The sequence below is a fragment of the Pseudomonas sp. P5_B2 genome (assembly GCF_056400445.1).
Window position 1 is genome coordinate 1 of sequence record NZ_JBFULH010000025.1, and the last position, 18,310, is coordinate 18,310.

The following is an 18,310-nucleotide window of genomic DNA, read 5'->3' on the forward strand; positions in this document are numbered from 1 at the left end:
CCCCCGTTCGGCTGCGCAGCAGTCGTAGTCCGGTAAATACGATTTGCCTGAATAAACGGATGGGGGGCCGCTTCGCAGCCCAACGGGGGCAAGCCCCCTCGCCACAGGTGTTCGGCTCGCAGCCGTTGGCCATAGCTGAAAAACCTCTTTCTTTTGCTACCGCTAGCGCCATCCAACCGGGCCGGCGTTTTGTGCTTCGTCTACCCCTGGAGACCCTCTGATGCCTGTTCGTGACTGGCAAGCCGTCCTGCTGACCCTCGTCGTTCTATGCGGCCTTGGCGGCTGTACCGGCAATTACAAATACAACGACAACACCTATCGCCCGTTGGGTGATCCGCAGGCGGTCAATCGCGGCAAGTGACCGCAAGGAGTATCACCATGGAACTGGTTTTCGAAATGCTCAACACCAAGCAATTCGTGCCCACGGACTTGTGCCAGAAGACCTTCAAACAGTCCGGTGGCGTCATCGGTCGGGGCGAGGATTGCGACTGGATCATTCCGGACCGCAAGCGTCACCTGTCCAACCACCACGCGTTGATCAGCTACCGCGAAGGCACGTTTTTCCTGACCGATACCAGCAGCAACGGTATCAAGGACAGCGAAAGCGGCGCGCGCCTGCGCAAGGGCGAAGCCATGCGCATCGAACATGGCAGCGTCTATTTGCTGGGTGATTTCGAGATCCGCGCACGGCTGGTGCGCGATCCGGCGACCTTCGACGTCGGCCGTCCGCAGGCGGCAGGCAGCATCATTCCGGATGACGCCTTCCTAGACCTCGACCCGCTCAATGCCCTCGATCAGCAAGAGCGCGTGTATTCGGAAATCGAGGAATTGATCTCCCCGAGTACCACGATCGAAGACACCCGTCAGTGCGCCGACTACGCGCGCATCGACATGGAAAGCCTGATGGTCCCGGAGCTGGTCAACGCCCCGGCCGAACCCGCACCGGCCACAGCGCCGAAAGCGGTCGAGCGTCAGAGCGAAGGCTTCTGGGAGCATTTCGGTGCCGCGCTGGGCGTGGATCTCAAAGGCCTCGACCACGATGCCCGCGAAGCCTTGGCGCTGAGCACGGCACGCTTGCTCAAGCAAAGCGTCGGTGGTTTGCAGCAAAGCCTGCGCACCCGCAGCGAACTGAAAAACGAACTGCGTCTGGCCCAGACCACCGTGCAGGGCTCCCATAAAAATCCGCTGAAATTTGCCGTCGATGCCAGTGAAGCGCTGGGCATTTTGTTGCAGCCGAACAAGCCGGGCCAACTGCCGGCCGAGCAGGCGATCTCCCGTGCATTCCGCGATTTGCAGGCGCATCAAGTGGCGCTGTTGACCGCCAGCCGCGCCGCCGTTCGCGGCACGCTGGAGCATTTCTCGCCACAGCATCTGACGCTGCGTTTCGAGCGCGACAACAAGCCGTTGCTCGCCACTTCCGGCAGTCGCTGGAGAGCCTACGGTCGTTATCACCAGGCCCTGCGTCAGGACGATGACTGGAGCGAGCGCCTGCTGGCCCGCGACTTCGCTCAGGCCTACGAAGAACAGATCCGCCTGATCTCCACCCTACACACCGACCACCAAGGATGATGCGCATGTCTCGCTGTTCGACCGCTTTTTTCAAGACGCTGACGGCGCTCACGGCACTGGTGCTATTGGCCGGCTGCTCGTCGATGTCGCCGTATTCGAAAGTCACCAAGCTCAACCTGAAACTGACCGCCAGCGATCAGCTGAACCCGGACCTCAACGGGCGTCCGTCGCCGATTGTTGTACGCCTGTTCGAGCTCAAGCACCCGGTGACGTTCGAAAACGCCGACTTCTTCAGCCTGTATGAGCGCGCCAGGGAATCCCTGGCCCCAGACCTGGTAGCCAGCGAAGAAATCGAGCTGCGCCCAGGCGAAACCATTGAGATGAAACTCAGCGTGGAGGAGGGCAGTCGCTACGTTGGCGTACTCGCCGCCTACCGCGACCTGCCGGAAACCAAGTGGCGCTACACCGTGCAAATCACCCCGGTGGAAGTCACCGACGCTGACCTGACGCTTGATCATGCCGGTATCCGCAGCAGCCACGAAATGCTCGCCAAGGCAGATGACTGATCATGAATACCCATAAAGTCATTTGGCAGGAAGGCATGCTGCTGCGTCCGCAGCACTTCCAGCACAACGATCGTTACTACGATCACCAGATGAAGACCCGCACCCAATTGCTGGGCAGTTACACCTGGGGCTTCCTCAACCTCGACATCGACTTGCAGTTCCTTAACATGGGCAAACTGGTGGTCAGCCAGGCCTCGGGGATTCTGCCGGACGGCAGCTTGTTCGAACTGGGCGGCAACACCGAACCGCTGGCGCTGGACGTGCCGCCGAATACGGGCAACACGCCTATCTACCTGGCGTTGCCGCTGGTGACCGGTAACCACATCGAGTCGCGTCGCCCTGAGCAATCCGACGTGCTGGCGCGCTACACCGCTTACGAAGCCGAAGTCGCCGACTCCAACGCCGGCGACGACTCCGCCAGCCAGGTGCGCTGCGGTCGCCCGGACTTCAAGCTGTTGCTCGGCGAGCAGCAGACCGATCAGGCGTACGTGAAGCTGAAGATTTGCGATGTGCTCGACACCACGCCCGACGGCGTGATCAGCCTTGATCCGGATTTCGTGCCGACCTACATTCAGGCGCATGCCTCCAGCTACCTTCTTTCGTGCCTCAAAGAAGTGATCAGCATGCTCGGTCACCGAGGCGACACCATCGCCGACCGCATCCGTTCCAACGGCAAGGTCGGCGGCGCGGAAGTCGGCGACTTCATGATGCTGCAACTGATCAACCGCACCGAACTGCTGCTGCGTCATTACCTCGGCCTGGAACAGGTTCACCCGGAAGAGCTGTACCGCACGCTGCTGACCATGCTCGGCGATCTGGCGACGTTTTCCAGCGACAGCAAACGTCCGCGCCTGGACAGCCGTTATCAACACAGCGATCAGGGTGCGAGTTTCCGCAAACTGATGGAAGCAATCCGTCAGGTGCTGTCGATGGTGCTGGAACAGCACGCCATCGAACTGATCCTGCAAGAGCGTCAGTACGGGATCATCGTCTCGCCGTTGCATGACCACAAACTGCTGGGCTCGGCGTCGTTCGTGCTGGCGGCCAGTGCCAACTGCGACTCAGAAGAACTGCGCCAGCGCTTGCCGGCGCACCTAAAGGTCGGCCCGGTGGAGCGCATCCGCCAACTGGTCAACCTGCATCTGCCGGGCATCAAGGTCAAGCCGTTGCCGGTGGCCCCACGGCAGATCGCGTTTCACTCCAACAAAACCTATTTCATCCTCGAACTCAGTTCCGCAGACCTTGCAGAACTGGAGCACTCCGGCGGCTTCGCGTTCCATGTATCCGGCGAATTCTCCGAGCTTGAACTGAAATTCTGGGCCATCAGGAACTGACTGAAATGATCAAGGACATGGAACACCATCAGGACGATAAGACCGTCTTGCTCGACCGCCAGGGCCACGGCCCAGCGCAAAGTCCGCTGACCGATTTCGCTGCACCGCCGCGTTTTGAACAGCTCGAAGAACGGATGATCTACGCCGCGCGTTTGCGCCCGGCCGAAGCGTTCAACATCAGCCTGAATTCGCTGGTGGCGGCGGCCTCCGAGCTGTTGTCGGAAGTGGTGCGACTAAAGCACAGCGCCATCCGTGAAGACATGGTCGCGCTCAACGAACGACTGGCCTCCGGGCTCAAATTGTTTGAAGCGCGCGCACTGCACAACGGCGCTGAAAATAGTCAGGTGATGGCCGCCCGTTATGTGTTGTGCACTGTGGTCGATGAAGCCGTCGTGACCACGCCGTGGGGCAACGAAAGCGAGTGGTCGCAGATGAGCCTGCTCAGTAGCGTCCACAACGAAACCTCCGGTGGCGAGAAGTTCTTCCAGCTACTGGATCGTCTGTCGAAAAGCCCGGTCAAGCACTTGCCGATGTTGGAGCTGATGTACCTGTGCCTGTCCCTCGGTTTCGAGGGCAAGTACCGCGTACAAGCCCGCGGCATGCTCGAACTCGAAGGCATCCGCGACGCCTTGTACCGGCAGATTCGTCAACTGCGTGGCGACGTGCCGCGCGAACTGTCGCCGCACTGGGAAGGCCTGAACGATCAGCGCCGCAGCCTGGTGCGCATCGTGCCGGCGTGGATGGTGGTGCTGTTCACCTTCGTCTGCCTGGTGGTGATGTATTGCGCCTTCGCCTGGGTACTCGGCGAGCAGCGCGACACCGTACTGCAACCTTTCCAGCCGCTAGATCGGGCCGCGGTCCAGCCGCAGTCACAGCCGTAAACAGGGACGTGTCATGAAAAAGTTTTTCAAGAAAGTCGGCGCATTCTTGCGCAAGACTTGGGTCTGGACTTTGCTGGTGGTGCTGTTTGTCGCGCTGCTGGTGTGGTTCGTCGGGCCGCTGCTGGCGGTGGATGACTACAAGTTCTGGGAAGGTTCGACTTCCCGTCTGTTGACCATCAGTGTGCTGTTCTTGATCTGGGGCCTGACCATGGTCTTTGTCAGCTGGCGCGCCGGTGTGCGTAAAAAAGCCGTCGAAGACACCGAGAACGGCCAGGATCGCATCCGCCGCGAAGAGCTGATCGACGAAGCAGAGAAAGAGTTAAAAGTGCGTTTCAAGGACGCCTTGAAAACTCTCAAGACCTCTAGCCTGTATCGCGGGCGCAGTGAGCGCTGGCGCAGTGATTTGCCGTGGTACTTGCTGATCGGCCCACAGGGCAGCGGCAAGACCAGCCTGCTGGACTTCTCGGGCCTTGAATTTCCGATCAACAAGATCGAGCGCAAACTGACTCGCGATACCCAAGGCACTCGTCATTGCGACTGGTACTTCGCCGACCACGGTGTGCTGATCGATACCGCTGGGCGTTACCTGACCCAGGCCGATGCCGACGTCGATGGCAGCGCCTGGAGCACTTTGCTCGACCTGCTGCGCAAGCGTCGCCGCAACCGCCCATTGAACGGTGTGTTGGTGACCATTGCAGTGGAAACCTTGCTGTGCCCCGACGAGAAAGACCTCGAGCCCTTGGCCGACCAGGTCCGTGCGCGCTTGCAGGAAGTTCATTCAACACTCCACGTCGATGTGCCGATTTATCTGGTACTGAGCAAGGCCGACAAACTGCTTGGTTTCGACGAGTTCTTCGATCAACTGACCCGCGAAGAAAGCGATCAGGTGCTCGGCACCAGTTTCCGCAAAGAGCAGAGCGGCACCGACGTCACCGTGCTGCGTACCGAGTTTGAAGAGCTGCTGCGTCGCCTGAACAGCCAGGTGATCATGCGCATGCATCAGGAGCGCGATACCCAGCGCCGTGGTCGCATTCTCGACTTCCCGCATCAATTGGGGCAGATCGGCGAGCGCCTGTGCCTGTTCGTCGACATGGCGTTCACCGGCAACCGCTACCAGCGTGTCAGCCAGTTGCGCGGTTTCTACCTGACCAGTGCGCCGCACCTGACCCAGGAAATGGACCAGACCACCGCCGGCATCGGCGCCAATCTGGGCATTAACGCCGGCGTGCTGCCGACCCTGCGCAGCGGCCGTTCGCGGTTCATTCATCACCTGCTTAGCCGTGTGATTTTCCCCGAGGCCGATCTGGCTGGTCTGGACAAACGCGAACGCCGCCGCATCCATTGGGGTCAACGTGCGCTGTACGTGGGCGCGCTGGCGGCATTGGCGCTGTTCGGCATGCTGTGGGCGAGCGGTTTCTCCGCCAACTATGAGCGGCTGGAAAGCCTGCGCAATCTGGCCAGCAAATGGACGCAACAGGGTTCGGCCCTGACTGCACGTGACGATTCCATGGCGGTGCTCAAGCCGCTCGACACTGCCTACGCGGCGACTCAGATTTTCCCGAAAAAGGGCGAAGTGAGTTACCACGAGCGCGGCGGTCTGTACCAGGGCGAAGACATCAATCCAGTGGTCAAGAACGCCTACGAGCGTGAGCTTGAAGCGCAACTGCTGCCGAAGGTCGCGACGCTGCTGGAAGGGCAGATCCGTGCCAACATGCAGGATCGTGAACGCCTGCTGAACAGCTTGCGCGCGTACCTGATGCTGAACATGAAAGACCGCCGCGACGGCCCGTGGCTCAAGGACTGGGCCGCTACCGAATGGTCCCAGCGTTACGCGGGCAACACCGCCGTGCAGAACGGTCTGAACACGCACTTCGAGCGTTTGCTCCAGCAGCCATTTATCTACCCGCTGAACGATCAACTGGTGGCGCAGGCACGTCAGGTACTGCGCAGTGAATCGCTGGCCAACGTGGTTTACCGGATGCTGCGCGAGCAGGCCCGCAACCTGCCGGAATACCGTCTCAGCCAGCATTTGGGCCCACAAGGTTCGCTGTTTGTCGGCACCGATTACGTGATACCGGGCTTCTACACCCAGCAGGGTTATCAGCAGTATTTCTCGGTCCAGGGCAGTGCGCTGGTCACCGACATCCTGCGCGATAACTGGGTGCTGGGCGAAGGTTCGGGGATCAGCGGCATGGACTTGCGTCGCCTGATGGTCGAACTGGAGCAACTGTACTTCCGCGACTACGCCAACTTCTGGAGTGAAGCGGTCGGCCAGGTAGCGTTGCCGCCGATCAACGACGCGGGCGAGGGCGCCGAGCAACTGGCGGGACTGACGTCGGCTAACTCGCCAGTGCTGCAACTGCTGGTGGAAGTGCGCGAGAACACCCGGTTCCAGTTCGTAGCCGACAGTGCTGACGACGCCGCCGATGCGGTCGGGAAACTGGCAGAGAAGGGCGGCAGGCTTGGCAAACTCGCGGCAGCTGCGGCTGATAAAGCCGCCGACATGACCAAGAATTTGCCGGACACCGCCAAGAAATCCCTGCAACGTCGCTTCGAACCGCTGCACCGTTTGCTGGATGACAACAACGGCCCGGCCGCTGATTTGACCCCTGCCCTGACGGCGCTCAATGACCTGCAAATGCAACTGGCGAGCCTGGCCCGTGCCAGTTCCCCGGAGCAGGCCGCATTTGAAATGGCCAAGACCCGCATGAGCGGTCAGCGTGATGCGCTGAGCGCCCTGCGCAATGCCTCGAATCGTCTGCCGCGTCCGGTCAGCGTGTGGTTCAACGTGCTGGCCGAAGACACCTGGCGTCTGGTGCTCAACGATTCCTACCAGTACCTGAACCAGCGTTATCAGAGCGAGTTATACAGCTTCTATGGCAAGGCGATCAACAAGCGTTATCCGTTCAGCGCCCACAGCACCAGCGACGTAGCGATCAGCGACTTCCGCGAGTTCTTCAAGGCCCAGGGCATCAACGATCGCTTCTTCGACACCTACATGCGTCCATTCGTGAGTGGCGATCCGGGCAACTACCGTCTGCGCAGCATCGACGGTCATAGCCTGCCGATTTCCAAGGTCTACCTCGACCAGATGGCCGCGGCCCAAGTGATTCGCCAGAGCTTCTTCTCGATCAACCCGGCCGAGCCGCAAGTGCAATTCAACCTGGAGCCGTACACCCTCGATCCGGCCGTGAGCCGTTCGGAGTTCAAGTTTGGCGACAAGACCATCGAGTACCGTCACGGTCCGATCGTGCCGGTGTCGTTCAAATGGCCGACCGATGCTGAAGACGGTCGCACCAGCCTGGTCCTGGACAGAATGGTCGGGCGCCCGATCGGCATCGAGAAGAACACGGGCCCGTGGTCGCTGTTCCGTCTGCTCGACCTGATGCAGACCGAGTACCTGAGCGGTCGCGACGTACTGGTGCTCAAGGCTGACGTAGGCGGCCTGCGCGCCAATTACCTGCTCAGCAGCCAGCGCACGCCGAACCCGTTCGACATGGGCGTGCTGCGCACCTTCCGTATGCCGGTGCAGCTCTGATGCTGGAGGCCAGTCTCTGGCGCAGCGCTGCGCGTACCGACGCCGGCAAGGTTCGGGCGCGCAACGAAGATGCTTTCCTCGACTGTCCACAGCAGGGGCTGTGGGTGGTCGCGGACGGCATGGGCGGTCATCAGGGGGGCGACATCGCCAGCCAGTTGATCGTCGCCAGCCTGGCGGAACTGCCGGTGCAGGATGACTTCGACGAACGACTCAAAGGCATTCGCCAGTGCTTGCACTGGTTGAACCGCCGCTTGGGTCAGGAGTTGACCGTCACCGCCGGGCGCCACGACAGCATCATGGGCAGCACCGTGGTGGCGCTGCTGGTGGACGGCAATCGCGCGGCCTGCATCTGGGCCGGCGACAGCCGTTGCTACCTGTGGCGCGGCCAGCGTTTGTATCAACTGTCCAAAGACCACTCGCTGCAACAGCAACTCATCGACGAGCAAAACATGAGCGTCGAAGACGCCAAGGCTCATCCTGCCGCCCATGCCCTGACCCGGGCGGTCGGGGCGGCCGAGCAACTGATCCTGGATGTGCTCGAACTCGAGGTTTATCCCGGCGATGCGTTTCTGTTGTGCAGCGATGGTTTGTACAACGGTTTGAGCAGCGATGCCTTGGGCGACGCCCTGAGCCTGACCGCGCCGCACGTTGCGCTGGAGCGTCTGTTCGACGGCGCTCTGCGTGGCTCGGCACGGGACAACCTGACGGCCGTGGTGATCCGCCAATGACCCAACTAATGCAACCGCTCGACGACCTGCTGGTGAGCGAAGAGCAGGCCAGTAACCTGACTTACTTTGCGTTCGCCCCGTCTCTAAACGGCAAGCCGAATAAAGCTGAGCCCGCGCTGGCGCCGACCAAGCCCAGCCTCGGCGAAATGCCGGACGTACTCGCAGGCCGTTACCGCATCGAGCGCCTGCTCGGTGCCGGCGGCATGGGCGCGGTTTACCGCGCACGGGATTTGCTGAGCGAACAGTTCGGCGATCCCGACCCTTACATCGCGCTGAAAATTCTCAGCGAAGAATTTGCCGAATCGCCGGACGCCAGTGCCTTGCTCTACAGCGAGTTCGCCCTGACCCGGCGCTTGCGCCACGACAACGTGCGGCGCTTGCACAGCTTTGAAGTGGACACCGACTGCCAGCGCGCCTTCATCACCATGGAACTCATGCGTGGGCTGACCCTGGACAAATTACTCTGCGAGCGGCCCCTGGGCCTGCCTTGGAAAGAGCTGCGCGACGTCGCGCTGCCGCTGCTCGACGCGCTGACCTACGCCCACGCGCGCGGCGTGCTGCATGGCGACATGAAACCGAGCAACGTGATGCTCAGCGAAGAAGGCGTGCGCCTGTTCGACTTCGGCCTCGGCCAAGCCGTGGAAGGCATCCTCTCCGGTCTGCCGCACCTGAGCCGCGGCCGCTTCAACGCCTGGACCCCCGGCTACGCCGCCCCGGAACTGCTCGAAGGCCAACCGCTGACCGCCAGTGCCGACGTCTACGGCGTGGCCTGCGTGCTCTACGAACTGGCCAGCGGCAAACACCCGTTCCGCCGCTTGCCCTCGACCGAGGCCCGCGACGGCCAGCTCGAACGCGAGCTGCACCGGCCGCGAAACCTGCCGAAACACTGCTGGCCAGCCCTGCATACGGCACTGGCTTTCGATGCGGATGATCGAACGATCACCGCTGCACAACTGCGTGACTCCATGGGCGCCACTTCCTCTTTGCTGCAACGCCTGCGACTTCTGCCGTAACGGATGACTACCCGTTCTCGTTAACGCTACGATGGCCAGTCCGAGTCAATACATCACTAGAGCATCTCGACAATTTGGGCTGGCAAGAAAGGGGGCGCAAAGTCTAATGCCGATCAGTTAAGCCATAACTCGATCCGTAGCAGCTGGCGAAGCCTGCGTTCGGCTGCGMAGCAGTCGTAAAACCTGAGTTTGCGGTCTTCTTGAAACACCGCATCGTCTGATTTCACGACTGCTGCGCAGCCGAACGCAGGCTTCGCCAGCTGCTACAACAATTGCGTTACAGCAGAAATTGCTTAACTGATCGGCATTAGACGCAAAGTCCCCCTTTTTCTATCGACGGTTCCGTTACACCTTCTTCCGATGCACCGCCGGATTCGGCGAATCAATATGATCCAGCGCTCGCTCCACCAACAACCGAACCCCACCTGCCATTCTGCTAAGCGTCAACGCTACAGATCGCTGGGTGCTGTCAATGTCGCCAGCCAGGTTGGTGGCGATGGTGCTGATGGACAGCAGGTCTTCCGAGGCGTTGGCCAGGAGGGCTTCGGTGTCGATGTCGGGGGAGACGGTGAAGAGGTTGCCTTTGCGAGGTTTGGGCTTCTCGGGCGGTGGGGCGAAATGGTGATTGAGGGCGCGTTCGGCGGCTTCGTGGAGTTTCTTCGAATCGAGGGATTCGTAGGGGGATGTGTCTTCGTGTTCCGGCGGGTTAGCTTTTGGATTGGTCATAGGTGTAAATCCTCGGAGTTAATAAATACTCTCCCGGTTACGGACTTGCACATCCGTCTCACCGTTTTGCGGTGACGAATAAAGGTTAACGGTGAAGCCAAGAACCGCCTGGTTCATGAACAGCCCTCCGTGTTGAAGGAAATGTCCGATAGGTTGGTGGGTTGCAGGACGGAAGGGTGTGAGGCGAGTTTCGTCAGGAGCGTTTGTGGCGGATGGTGTGACGCGGAACGTCACGGAATGCATTCCAACGCGGAGCGTTGGAACGATCGGACGCAAATGCGTCGTCAATGACTTGGTAGTCATCACCGTCAAAAACCACGGCATCTTCTTCTATCGCTGCACAACAGTGGCGTTCTCGCTTGAAGCCGCTACACTGCGCCGGCCGTTTATTTTTCTCTTGAGGCTGTGCGCATGAAATTTCGTTTTCTTCTGTGGATGCTGGGTTTGTTGATGGGTAAGGCCAGTCGGACCAATCCTGCGTTTCAGCAGCAGTTGGGTGACAAGGCATTGGTGTTTCAGCTAGAGACCCAGGACGGAAAGGTGGCGCGGCATTTCTTTGTGAAGGACCAGCGCATTACCAGCAAGTCGGGCGTGTATGCCGAGCCGGCCTTTGCGATTGCGTTTAAAGATGCGGCGTATGGCTTTGCCACGATGCAGGCGAAGAACAAGCAGTTGGCGTTTATGACGGGGATTCAGGACAAGTCGATTCAGATCAAGGGCAACCCGGCGTTGGTGATGTGGTTCCAGGGGTTGACCAAGTATTTGAAGCCGCGGAAGACGAAGGCTAAGGCTTGAAGTCGAGCGACTGACCTTGTGGCGAGGGGGCTTGCCCCCGTTCGACTGCGCAGCAGTCGCAAATCCAGCTCACACGCTTTATCCAACACAATCCGATTTCAGGATTTGGGGCCGCTTCGCAGCCCAACGGGGGCAAGCCCCCTCACCACAGAAGCTCTCTTGCCACAGGGGGTTGTGGTGATTCAGGTGGATCGGCGGGGATTCATCGCGGTTCAACCTCGCTCCTACAGGGTTTTGGTGATCCTGTGGGAGTGAGCTTGGTCCGGGCGGCGTTCCGACGATGTTTTTAGGCCTGGCCGAACTGTGAAGCCAATTCGCGCAGCAGGACTTCAGCCTCAAGCACTTTAGTGACTACATCGTTAGCTTTTTCGCGGCTCAGGCCGAGGCGTTCGAGCAGTACATCCGGAATGTCTTCATCCGGGCCGGAGCCGATGCCGCGGGCGCGTAGCAGGCGCACGGACAGGCACACGAGGTTCGGGTATTCGGCGTAGTCGCCGTCGTAATGCGGGTCGTGCTGGAAGCGCAGGGCGGCGGCGAGTTCTTCCGGCATGTCCCAGTGGCGCATCAGCCACGTGCCGATCTGCTCACGGCTGATGCCGAGCAGGTGTTGCTCCACATAGCTGTGGCACAGGTGCTGGTTGACTTCCAGGTGGCGGCAGATCAGCGAGAAGTGCGGCGGGAAGACGTGGGCCAGCAGCAAGTAGCCGAAGTTGTGCAGCAGGCCGGCGAGGTAGGTCAGGCCGGCTTCCGGGCGCTGGGCTCGGGGCATGGCGCGGGTCAGGCCCTCGATAACGGCGGCGGTGTAGATCGATTGCTGCCAGTACGGCGTGACGTGTTGCGGGTGGTCTTTGGGCAGACTCAGGGTTTTGCCCAAGGCTAGGCCCAGCGCGAGGTTGATCACCAGGTCAAAACCCAGCACCCGCACGATGGCGTCTTCTACTGAACGAATCTTGCCCGGCGAGGCGTAGTACGGCGACGCGGCCCAGCTCACGACTTGGGCGGCCAGCGCCGGGTCGGTTTCGACGACGCTGGTGATGTCGTCGATGGAGGCGTCGGGGTCGACGCGCAGTTTGATGATTTTCTGCGCGGTCTCGACCAGCGGCGGAATCTCAATGGTTTCTTCCAGACGTTGCTGGATGCGCCGCGCGGTGAACGCCTGGACGGCCTGGGTGATTTCCTTGCGGTCATCGTTGGGGCGGTCGAGGTTCGGGCGGATGCTGGTCAGGTTCTCGCCGAAGTTTGCGGCGCTGGCCTTGGTCAGCATGGTTTTGAAGGCTTCGCTGGTGATTTCCAGCAGCAGGCCCGGCTCGCCCGAGTTGATCAGCAACTTCGGCTCGCGCAGCAGGCTTTCTTCGTAGAGGCACGGCGAAGTGATCAACGCCGGCAGGCCGGGCAGCAGGCTCAGACTGTGTTTGCCGAGCATTTTTACCAGGCGTTCAGTGGGCACGGCGGTGAGGCGGCGGCCGGTCAGTTCGGCGAGGCGATTGAGGTCGAGCAATTGGCTTTGCGGGAACAGCACCATCAAGGCGCCGACCGCGTCTTCCACCAGAACGGCCTGCACTTTGCGCGAGGCGTTCAGGCCGAGGCGGTCCAGCACTACTTCGTAGGCAATGCCCAACTTGGCCAGCAGCAGCCGAATAGCAGACGGAGCGTGCAGGGTTTCCGGGGCAAGGGCAGCTTCAGTCATCGTCTGTATCCGTATTGAAACAGTTGCGCGAGTATAACCAGCTTGTTTAACGGTATGGTCCACAACGTGCGACGGTGCTCACACTTGTCCGTATTGCTGCCCATGGCGCAGCCAGCGGTCGAGCAACGGGCTGACATGCTCCGGCCAGCGCTCCAGCAACGCTTGGGCGGCGTCGCGCACGGCGGGCAATAGATCGGCGTCGCGCATCAGGTCGGCGACCTTGAATTGCAGCAGGCCGGTCTGGCGCGTGCCGAGCATTTCGCCGGGACCGCGCAGTTCGAGGTCTTTTTCGGCGATGACAAAACCGTCGTTGGTTTCACGCATGATACCGAGACGCTGACGGCCAATTTGCGACAGCGGCGGATGGTAGAGCAGCACGCAATGGCTGGCGGCGCTGCCTCGACCGACACGGCCGCGCAACTGGTGCAATTGCGCGAGACCGAGGCGCTCGGGGTTTTCGATGATCATCAGGCTGGCGTTGGGCACGTCGACACCGACTTCGATCACGGTGGTGGCGACTAGCAGTTGCAGGTTGCCGGCCTTGAACTCGGCCATCACGGCGGCTTTTTCCACCGGCTTCATGCGCCCGTGAATCAGCCCGACCTTCAGCTCGCCGAGGGCGGCGGTGAGGTCTTCATAGGTGGTTTCGGCGGCCTGACAGGTCAGCTCTTCCGACTCTTCAATCAGCGTGCACACCCAATAAGCCTGGCGCCCTTCGGCGCAGGCACCGCGCACCCGTTCGATGACTTCCACACGCCGAGTATCGGTGATCAACACGGTGTTGACCGGCGTTCGACCGGGAGGCAGTTCGTCGAGGATCGAGGTGTCGAGGTCGGCGTAGGCGCTCATGGCCAACGTGCGCGGAATCGGCGTGGCGGTCATGATCAATTGATGTGGACACATGCGTCCACCGACGCCTTTCTGGCGCAACGCCAAGCGCTGCTGCACGCCGAAACGGTGTTGTTCGTCGATGATCACCAACGCGAGGTTCTTGAACTGCACTTCGTCCTGGAACAGCGCGTGAGTGCCGACCACCATCGGCGTGCCGCTGGCGATTTGTTCCAGTGCGGCCACGCGGTTCTTGCCTTTGAGCTTGCCGGCCAGCCACGCAACTTCGATGCCCAGCGGTTCGAGCCAGCGCTTGAAGGTGATGAAGTGCTGCTCGGCGAGGATCTCGGTGGGCGCCATCAACGCGACCTGGTAACCGGCTTCCAGTGCCTGAAGTGCGGCAAGGGCGGCGACCACGGTTTTGCCCGCGCCGACGTCACCTTGAATCAGGCGCAGCATCGGCTCGTGCTGGCTCAGGTCGTAGGCGATTTCGTTGCCGACTCGTTGTTGAGCACCGGTCGGTGCAAAGCCCAGATTGGCCAGATACTTGGCCGGCAGTTGGGTGGCTTTGGGCATCGCTGGTGCGCGCAGGGAACGCATGCTCTCGCGCAGGCGCTGCTGGGACAGTTGATGGGTCAGCAGTTCTTCAAAGGCCAAACGGTGCTGCGCCCAGTGATGACCGAGGGCGAGTTCGTCGACGTCGGCATCGGCCGGAGGGTGATGCAGGTAGCGGATGGCGTCGGCCAGCGGCGCGAGTTGATAGTCACGCGCCAGTTCGGTCGGCAGCCAGTCGGGCAGGCTGGTCGGGCCGAGCATCGATAGGGTTTGCATGCACAGTTGGCGCAAACGCTGTTGGGTCAGGCCTTCGGTGAGCGGATACACCGGGGTCAGGGTTTCATCCACCGGCGGCGGCTCGTCGCCGGTAATGGCTCGGTATTCCGGGTGATAGATTTCCAGCCCCGAGGCACCGGGCCGCGCTTCGCCGTAGCAGCGAATCCGCGTACCGCGCTTGAGGCCTTCTTTCTGCGCGTTGCTGAAATGGTAGAAGCGCAAGCTGAGCCCGCCGGTGCCGTCCTGCAAACGCACAACGAGGCTGCGGCGACGGCCCATGACCACGTCGGCGCCGCTGACGGTGCCTTCGATCACGGCGTCTTGCCCCGGTCGCAAATGGCCAATCGGGACCACGCGGGTGCGGTCCTGATAGCGCAGCGGCAGGTGGAACAGCACGTCCTGAAGGTTCTCCAGGCCGACCTTGGCCAGCTTCTCGGCCATGGCCTCGCCGACACCCTTGAGTGCCGTCACCGACACTTGCGACAACTCGGTCATGACAGCAACTTAAGCCGCAGCCACCGGCGCGGATGGCTTGGCCACCGAGCACAGGCGAATGGAGTCAGCGAGGATTTCAATTGCTTTCGGCCGCGGGAAGCTCGCGCGCCAGGCGATGGCCACGGTGCGGAACGGCACCGGCGGTGTCAGTGGGCGCACTTCGATGATGCCCGGGGCGTAGTGATGGCTGTCGACGGCCGACAGCGGCAAGATCGAGATGCCGAGGCCGGAGGCGACCATGTGGCGGATGGTTTCCAGGGAGCTGGATTCCACCGTGGTGTGCTTGGCGCCGTCGTTGCCTTTGGCCAGGGTCGGGCAGGCTTCCAGCACCTGATCGCGGAAGCAGTGGCCTTCGCCGAGCAGGAGCAGGCTCTTGTCGTTGAGCAGGCTGGCGTCGATGGATTCTTTCTGGGTCCAGGGGTGCTGGGCCGGCATCAGGACGTAGAACGGCTCGTCGTAGAGCTGCAAGGTCAAAACGTCGGCTTCGTTGAACGGCAGGGCGATGATGATGGCGTCGAGTTCGCCATTGCGCAGTTTGTCGCGCAGCACGTGGGTGAAGTTTTCTTCGATATACAAAGGCATCTGCGGGGCGACCCGGTGCAATTGCGGAATCAGGTGCGGAAACAGGTACGGACCGACGGTGTAGATCGCGCCGACTTTCAGCGGGGCGGTCAGTTGGTTCTTGCCGGCCTGGGCCAATTCGCGGATGCCTTGGGCTTGCTCCAGGACCTTTTGCGCCTGGGCCACAATGCCTTCGCCGACCGGGGTCAGGCGCACGGCGCTCTTGCTGCGCTCGAAAATCAGCACACCGAGTTCGTCTTCAAGCTTTTTCACGCCCACCGACAGGGTCGGTTGACTGACGTGGCAACGCTCGGCCGCGTGGCCGAAATGCTGCTCTTGGGCGAGGGTAACGATGTAGCGTAATTCTGTGAGAGTCATAGCAAGCGTCCATGTAGTTGCGCGCCAAGCATAACGGCTGCAATCGATAGACGCACGTTATCAGAGTGAGTGTGTTGAGTGACACCGGGTAATGCGTGTTTACCGCTGGCAGATGCGCGAAAGGCACCTTTCGGTGCCTTTATGGCTGCTGTATGACCCTGTGGGAACGAGCCTGCTCGCGAAGGCGGTGTAACAGTCAACGAAGATGGTGAACGTGATGGCCTCTTCGCGAGCAGGCTCGCTCCCACATGGGTTTGTCGGTGACTTAACGCCGGCGTTTTTCCAGCGAGTAAACAAACGGTGCAATGATTTCGATGGCGCCATTGGTCAGCATATCGGCCGGTGGCTTGGGCAGTGGCTGGGCGCGGCGGATCATTTCCAGGGTGGCCCGGTCCAGATCGGCATTGCCAGAGGGGGTCACCAGTTCGAACGACACCACATTGCCTTCACCATCAACGACGAAGCGCAGGCGGTTGATGCCTTCCTTGCTCCGCGCCTGCGCACTGGCCGGGTACTTTTTGTACTTGGCCAGGTGAGCGAGCAGGGTGCCTTGCCAGCTGGCCTTGGCGGCTTGCTGCGCGGCTGATGGGCCCGGTGCCGGTTGTGCGGATTTCTCCGTCGGCGCATTGGTCGGTGGCGCCTCGCTCGGTTTTTCCTCGGACGGCTTCTCCTTCGGCGGCTCCGGCTTTTTCTCCACAGGCTTGGGCGGCTGCGGCTTGGGCTTGGGTTTGACCGGCTTGGGCACGGCAATTTCGGCCTTCGGCACTTCAGCCAGTTTCGGGATCGGCAGCTCTTCCACCGGGGCCGGAGGCTGCGGCGGCGTGATCACCTTTGGCGGTGCAGGCGGTGGCGGTGCCGGGACCGGTGCCAGCTCGACCATCATGGCCTGCGGCGGCAACTCGATCGGCGGGCGCGAGGACCAGTTCAACGCCAGCGCGATGGCCAGTGCGTGAACGCCCAGCACCACGGCCAGGCTCCCGCTGTAACGCGTCAGCTTATGGCGCGTCGTGATCATTTCTTGACTGCCGACTCGAGCCCGACCAGACCCACCTTCAGGTAACCGGCGGAGCGCAGGTTGTCCATCACGCTCATCAGGTCGCCGTAATCCACGCCTTTATCGGCCTGGAAGAAGATCGTCGTGTCTTTCTTGCCCTGGGTCTTGGCGTCCAGAGTGGCGCCGAGTGCTTCGGCCTTCACTTCGTCTTCGCCGAGGAACAGGCGCTGGTCAGCCTTGACGCTGAGGAACACCGGTTTCTCCGGACGTGGCGCCGGTTTGGCGCTGGAGGCGGGCAGGTCGACCTTGATGTCCACGGTGGCCAGCGGGGCTGCCACCATGAAGATGATCAACAGCACCAGCATCACGTCGATAAACGGCGTGACGTTGATTTCGTGGTTCTCGGCCAGATCGTCGTCTGCGCCTTCTTTTAAATGCAAGCCCATGGCTGATTACCCTACTTTGACCATGTGCGGTTGCGTGGAGCGCTCAGCGGTCGGCAGGTGATCGAGGTCACGGCTGACCAGCAGCAGGACTTCAGCCGAGGCGTCGGAGACTTGTGCCTTGTAACCCGCGATGGAGCGGGCGAAGACGTTGTAGATGACCACGGCCGGGATCGCTGCAACCAGACCCAGCGCGGTCGCCAGCAGGGCTTCGGCGATGCCGGGTGCCACGACAGCGAGGTTGGTGGTCTGTGTTTTGGCGATGCCGATGAAGCTGTTCATAATGCCCCAAACGGTACCGAACAAACCCACGAACGGCGCGGTGGAACCGATAGTGGCGAGGACACCGGTGCCGCTGCTCATATTGCGACCGCAGGCCGCCACCAGGCGCTCAAGGCGGAAGGCAACACGTTCCTTGATGCCTTCTTTCTCGCGGCTGTTGACCGACAAGCGCATTTCTTCCAGGGCGTCGTGGACCAGAAGGTTGGCAAGGGTGCCTTCCTTGGTCGCCGAAGCGCTGGCTTCTTTAAGGGTGGTGGCTTTTTTCAGGTGGATGATTTCGCTGCGCAGGCGACGCTTGGCGCCCATCAGCTCAAGACCCTTGGCGATCCAGATGGTCCAGGTGATGATCGAGGCGATGGCCAGACCAATCATCACGATTTTTACGATAATGTCGGCGTTCTGGTACATGCCCCATGGCGACAGGTCATGGGCCATGCCCAAGGTGTTGTCGGCTTCGAGCACTTCAGGAGCGTCTTCGGCAGCTACCGCCTGAACCGGATCGGTCGCGGCCGGAGCGGCAACAGGGGCGGCAGCATCGGCTGGCGCTGGAGCCACGGCGGCAGCTGGAGTGGCGGGTGCTTGTGCGTCAGCGAAAGCGGCGGTCGGTGCCAGCATCAGGCTGAGCAACAGAGCAGCCACTGCATGCCAGGCGCGAGGGCGTTTGGTTGGCGAAGCGAAGAATTGATTGCGTGTCATGCTGGCCGGACCTGAGAGAAAAAGA

The 18,310-nt window shown here is 61.3% G+C and carries 16 protein-coding genes; 9 read left to right on the plus strand and 7 right to left on the minus strand.

Features of this window, described 5'->3' with window-relative positions:
* Positions 1 to 220 precede the first annotated feature (220 nt).
* Genes AC1DRJ_RS05030 through AC1DRJ_RS05065 form a run of 8 tightly spaced genes read left to right on the plus strand, consistent with a single transcriptional unit; the run spans position 221 to position 9,569 of the window.
* The gene (locus tag AC1DRJ_RS05030; protein ID WP_477801124.1) at positions 221 to 361 is read left to right on the plus strand and encodes a type VI secretion protein; all 141 of its coding nucleotides are present in this window, start codon (positions 221 to 223) and stop codon (positions 359 to 361) included.
* Between the two features lie 17 nt (positions 362 to 378).
* On the plus strand, positions 379 to 1,569 hold the full coding sequence (tagH, locus tag AC1DRJ_RS05035) for a type VI secretion system-associated FHA domain protein TagH (RefSeq protein ID WP_477801125.1): 1,191 nt from the start codon (positions 379 to 381) through the stop codon (positions 1,567 to 1,569).
* A 5-nt stretch (positions 1,570 to 1,574) separates the two neighbouring features.
* Complete coding sequence (tssJ, locus tag AC1DRJ_RS05040) at positions 1,575 to 2,075, plus strand: type VI secretion system lipoprotein TssJ (protein WP_477801126.1); 501 nt, start codon at positions 1,575 to 1,577, stop codon at positions 2,073 to 2,075.
* A gap of 2 nt (positions 2,076 to 2,077) precedes the next feature.
* Positions 2,078 to 3,409, plus strand: coding sequence for a type VI secretion system baseplate subunit TssK (gene tssK, locus AC1DRJ_RS05045; protein WP_477801127.1), 1,332 nt, complete (start codon positions 2,078 to 2,080; stop codon positions 3,407 to 3,409).
* A gap of 5 nt (positions 3,410 to 3,414) precedes the next feature.
* Positions 3,415 to 4,290 carry a type IVB secretion system protein IcmH/DotU gene (icmH, locus tag AC1DRJ_RS05050; protein ID WP_477801128.1) on the plus strand — a complete coding sequence of 292 codons (876 nt, stop codon included), beginning with the start codon at positions 3,415 to 3,417 and terminating at the stop codon, positions 4,288 to 4,290.
* Between the two features lie 13 nt (positions 4,291 to 4,303).
* Positions 4,304 to 7,828 (plus strand): type VI secretion system membrane subunit TssM, encoded by a 3,525-nt coding sequence (gene tssM, locus AC1DRJ_RS05055; protein ID WP_477801129.1) that lies wholly within the window; start codon positions 4,304 to 4,306, stop codon positions 7,826 to 7,828.
* Positions 7,828 to 8,556 (plus strand): PP2C family protein-serine/threonine phosphatase, encoded by a 729-nt coding sequence (locus AC1DRJ_RS05060; RefSeq protein WP_477801130.1) that lies wholly within the window; start codon positions 7,828 to 7,830, stop codon positions 8,554 to 8,556. Before tssM ends, AC1DRJ_RS05060 begins: the two co-directional genes overlap by 1 nt.
* Positions 8,553 to 9,569, plus strand: a complete 1,017-nt coding sequence (locus AC1DRJ_RS05065) for a serine/threonine-protein kinase (protein ID WP_477801131.1) — start codon at positions 8,553 to 8,555, stop codon at positions 9,567 to 9,569. The genes AC1DRJ_RS05060 and AC1DRJ_RS05065 overlap by 4 nt, the downstream gene beginning before the upstream one ends.
* A gap of 345 nt (positions 9,570 to 9,914) precedes the next feature.
* On the opposite strand, the gene AC1DRJ_RS05070 is transcribed toward AC1DRJ_RS05065, so the two are convergent.
* Positions 9,915 to 10,295 carry a DUF6124 family protein gene (locus AC1DRJ_RS05070; protein ID WP_477801132.1) on the minus strand — a complete coding sequence of 127 codons (381 nt, stop codon included), beginning with the start codon at positions 10,293 to 10,295 and terminating at the stop codon, positions 9,915 to 9,917.
* A 411-nt stretch (positions 10,296 to 10,706) separates the two neighbouring features.
* On the opposite strand from AC1DRJ_RS05070, the gene AC1DRJ_RS05075 reads away from it, so the two are divergent.
* On the plus strand, positions 10,707 to 11,090 hold the full coding sequence (locus AC1DRJ_RS05075) for an SCP2 sterol-binding domain-containing protein (RefSeq protein ID WP_477801133.1): 384 nt from the start codon (positions 10,707 to 10,709) through the stop codon (positions 11,088 to 11,090).
* Positions 11,091 to 11,376: 286 nt separating this feature from the next.
* Here the strand turns inward: AC1DRJ_RS05075 and AC1DRJ_RS05080 are convergent, their stop codons facing one another.
* The 6 genes from AC1DRJ_RS05080 to exbB all read right to left on the minus strand — a co-directional run bounded on the left by AC1DRJ_RS05080 (position 11,377) and on the right by exbB (position 18,285).
* Positions 11,377 to 12,777: an HDOD domain-containing protein gene (locus AC1DRJ_RS05080; RefSeq protein WP_477801134.1), complete on the minus strand. Its 1,401-nt coding sequence runs from the start codon at positions 12,775 to 12,777 to the stop codon at positions 11,377 to 11,379.
* A gap of 78 nt (positions 12,778 to 12,855) precedes the next feature.
* Positions 12,856 to 14,931 (minus strand): ATP-dependent DNA helicase RecG, encoded by a 2,076-nt coding sequence (gene recG / locus AC1DRJ_RS05085; RefSeq protein ID WP_477801135.1) that lies wholly within the window; start codon positions 14,929 to 14,931, stop codon positions 12,856 to 12,858.
* Between the two features lie 9 nt (positions 14,932 to 14,940).
* Positions 14,941 to 15,870, minus strand: coding sequence for a LysR substrate-binding domain-containing protein (locus tag AC1DRJ_RS05090; protein WP_477791503.1), 930 nt, complete (start codon positions 15,868 to 15,870; stop codon positions 14,941 to 14,943).
* Positions 15,871 to 16,135: 265 nt separating this feature from the next.
* Entirely contained in the window at positions 16,136 to 16,885 is a 750-nt protein-coding gene (locus AC1DRJ_RS05095; protein ID WP_477801136.1) for an energy transducer TonB family protein, read from the minus strand.
* Positions 16,882 to 17,310 carry a TonB system transport protein ExbD gene (exbD, locus tag AC1DRJ_RS05100; protein ID WP_477801137.1) on the minus strand — a complete coding sequence of 143 codons (429 nt, stop codon included), beginning with the start codon at positions 17,308 to 17,310 and terminating at the stop codon, positions 16,882 to 16,884. Before exbD ends, AC1DRJ_RS05095 begins: the two co-directional genes overlap by 4 nt.
* Positions 17,311 to 17,316: 6 nt before the next feature.
* Positions 17,317 to 18,285, minus strand: a complete 969-nt coding sequence (gene exbB / locus AC1DRJ_RS05105; RefSeq protein WP_477801138.1) for a tonB-system energizer ExbB — start codon at positions 18,283 to 18,285, stop codon at positions 17,317 to 17,319.
* Positions 18,286 to 18,310: the final 25 nt, after the last annotated feature.

Bases quoted from the DNA above. Each gene is read 5' to 3' on its own strand.
- AC1DRJ_RS05030 (WP_477801124.1), top strand. From the start codon at position 221: ATGCCTGTTCGTGACTGGCAAGCCGTCCTGCTGACCCTCGTCGTTCTA.
- tagH (WP_477801125.1), top strand. From the start codon at position 379: ATGGAACTGGTTTTCGAAATGCTCAACACCAAGCAATTCGTGCCCACG.
- tssJ (WP_477801126.1), top strand. From the start codon at position 1,575: ATGTCTCGCTGTTCGACCGCTTTTTTCAAGACGCTGACGGCGCTCACG.
- tssK (WP_477801127.1), top strand. From the start codon at position 2,078: ATGAATACCCATAAAGTCATTTGGCAGGAAGGCATGCTGCTGCGTCCG.
- icmH (WP_477801128.1), top strand. From the start codon at position 3,415: ATGATCAAGGACATGGAACACCATCAGGACGATAAGACCGTCTTGCTC.
- tssM (WP_477801129.1), top strand. From the start codon at position 4,304: ATGAAAAAGTTTTTCAAGAAAGTCGGCGCATTCTTGCGCAAGACTTGG.
- AC1DRJ_RS05060 (WP_477801130.1), top strand. From the start codon at position 7,828: ATGCTGGAGGCCAGTCTCTGGCGCAGCGCTGCGCGTACCGACGCCGGC.
- AC1DRJ_RS05065 (WP_477801131.1), top strand. From the start codon at position 8,553: ATGACCCAACTAATGCAACCGCTCGACGACCTGCTGGTGAGCGAAGAG.
- AC1DRJ_RS05070 (WP_477801132.1), bottom strand. From the start codon at position 10,295: ATGACCAATCCAAAAGCTAACCCGCCGGAACACGAAGACACATCCCCC.
- AC1DRJ_RS05075 (WP_477801133.1), top strand. From the start codon at position 10,707: ATGAAATTTCGTTTTCTTCTGTGGATGCTGGGTTTGTTGATGGGTAAG.
- AC1DRJ_RS05080 (WP_477801134.1), bottom strand. From the start codon at position 12,777: ATGACTGAAGCTGCCCTTGCCCCGGAAACCCTGCACGCTCCGTCTGCT.
- recG (WP_477801135.1), bottom strand. From the start codon at position 14,931: ATGACCGAGTTGTCGCAAGTGTCGGTGACGGCACTCAAGGGTGTCGGC.
- AC1DRJ_RS05090 (WP_477791503.1), bottom strand. From the start codon at position 15,870: ATGACTCTCACAGAATTACGCTACATCGTTACCCTCGCCCAAGAGCAG.
- AC1DRJ_RS05095 (WP_477801136.1), bottom strand. From the start codon at position 16,885: ATGATCACGACGCGCCATAAGCTGACGCGTTACAGCGGGAGCCTGGCC.
- exbD (WP_477801137.1), bottom strand. From the start codon at position 17,310: ATGGGCTTGCATTTAAAAGAAGGCGCAGACGACGATCTGGCCGAGAAC.
- exbB (WP_477801138.1), bottom strand. From the start codon at position 18,285: ATGACACGCAATCAATTCTTCGCTTCGCCAACCAAACGCCCTCGCGCC.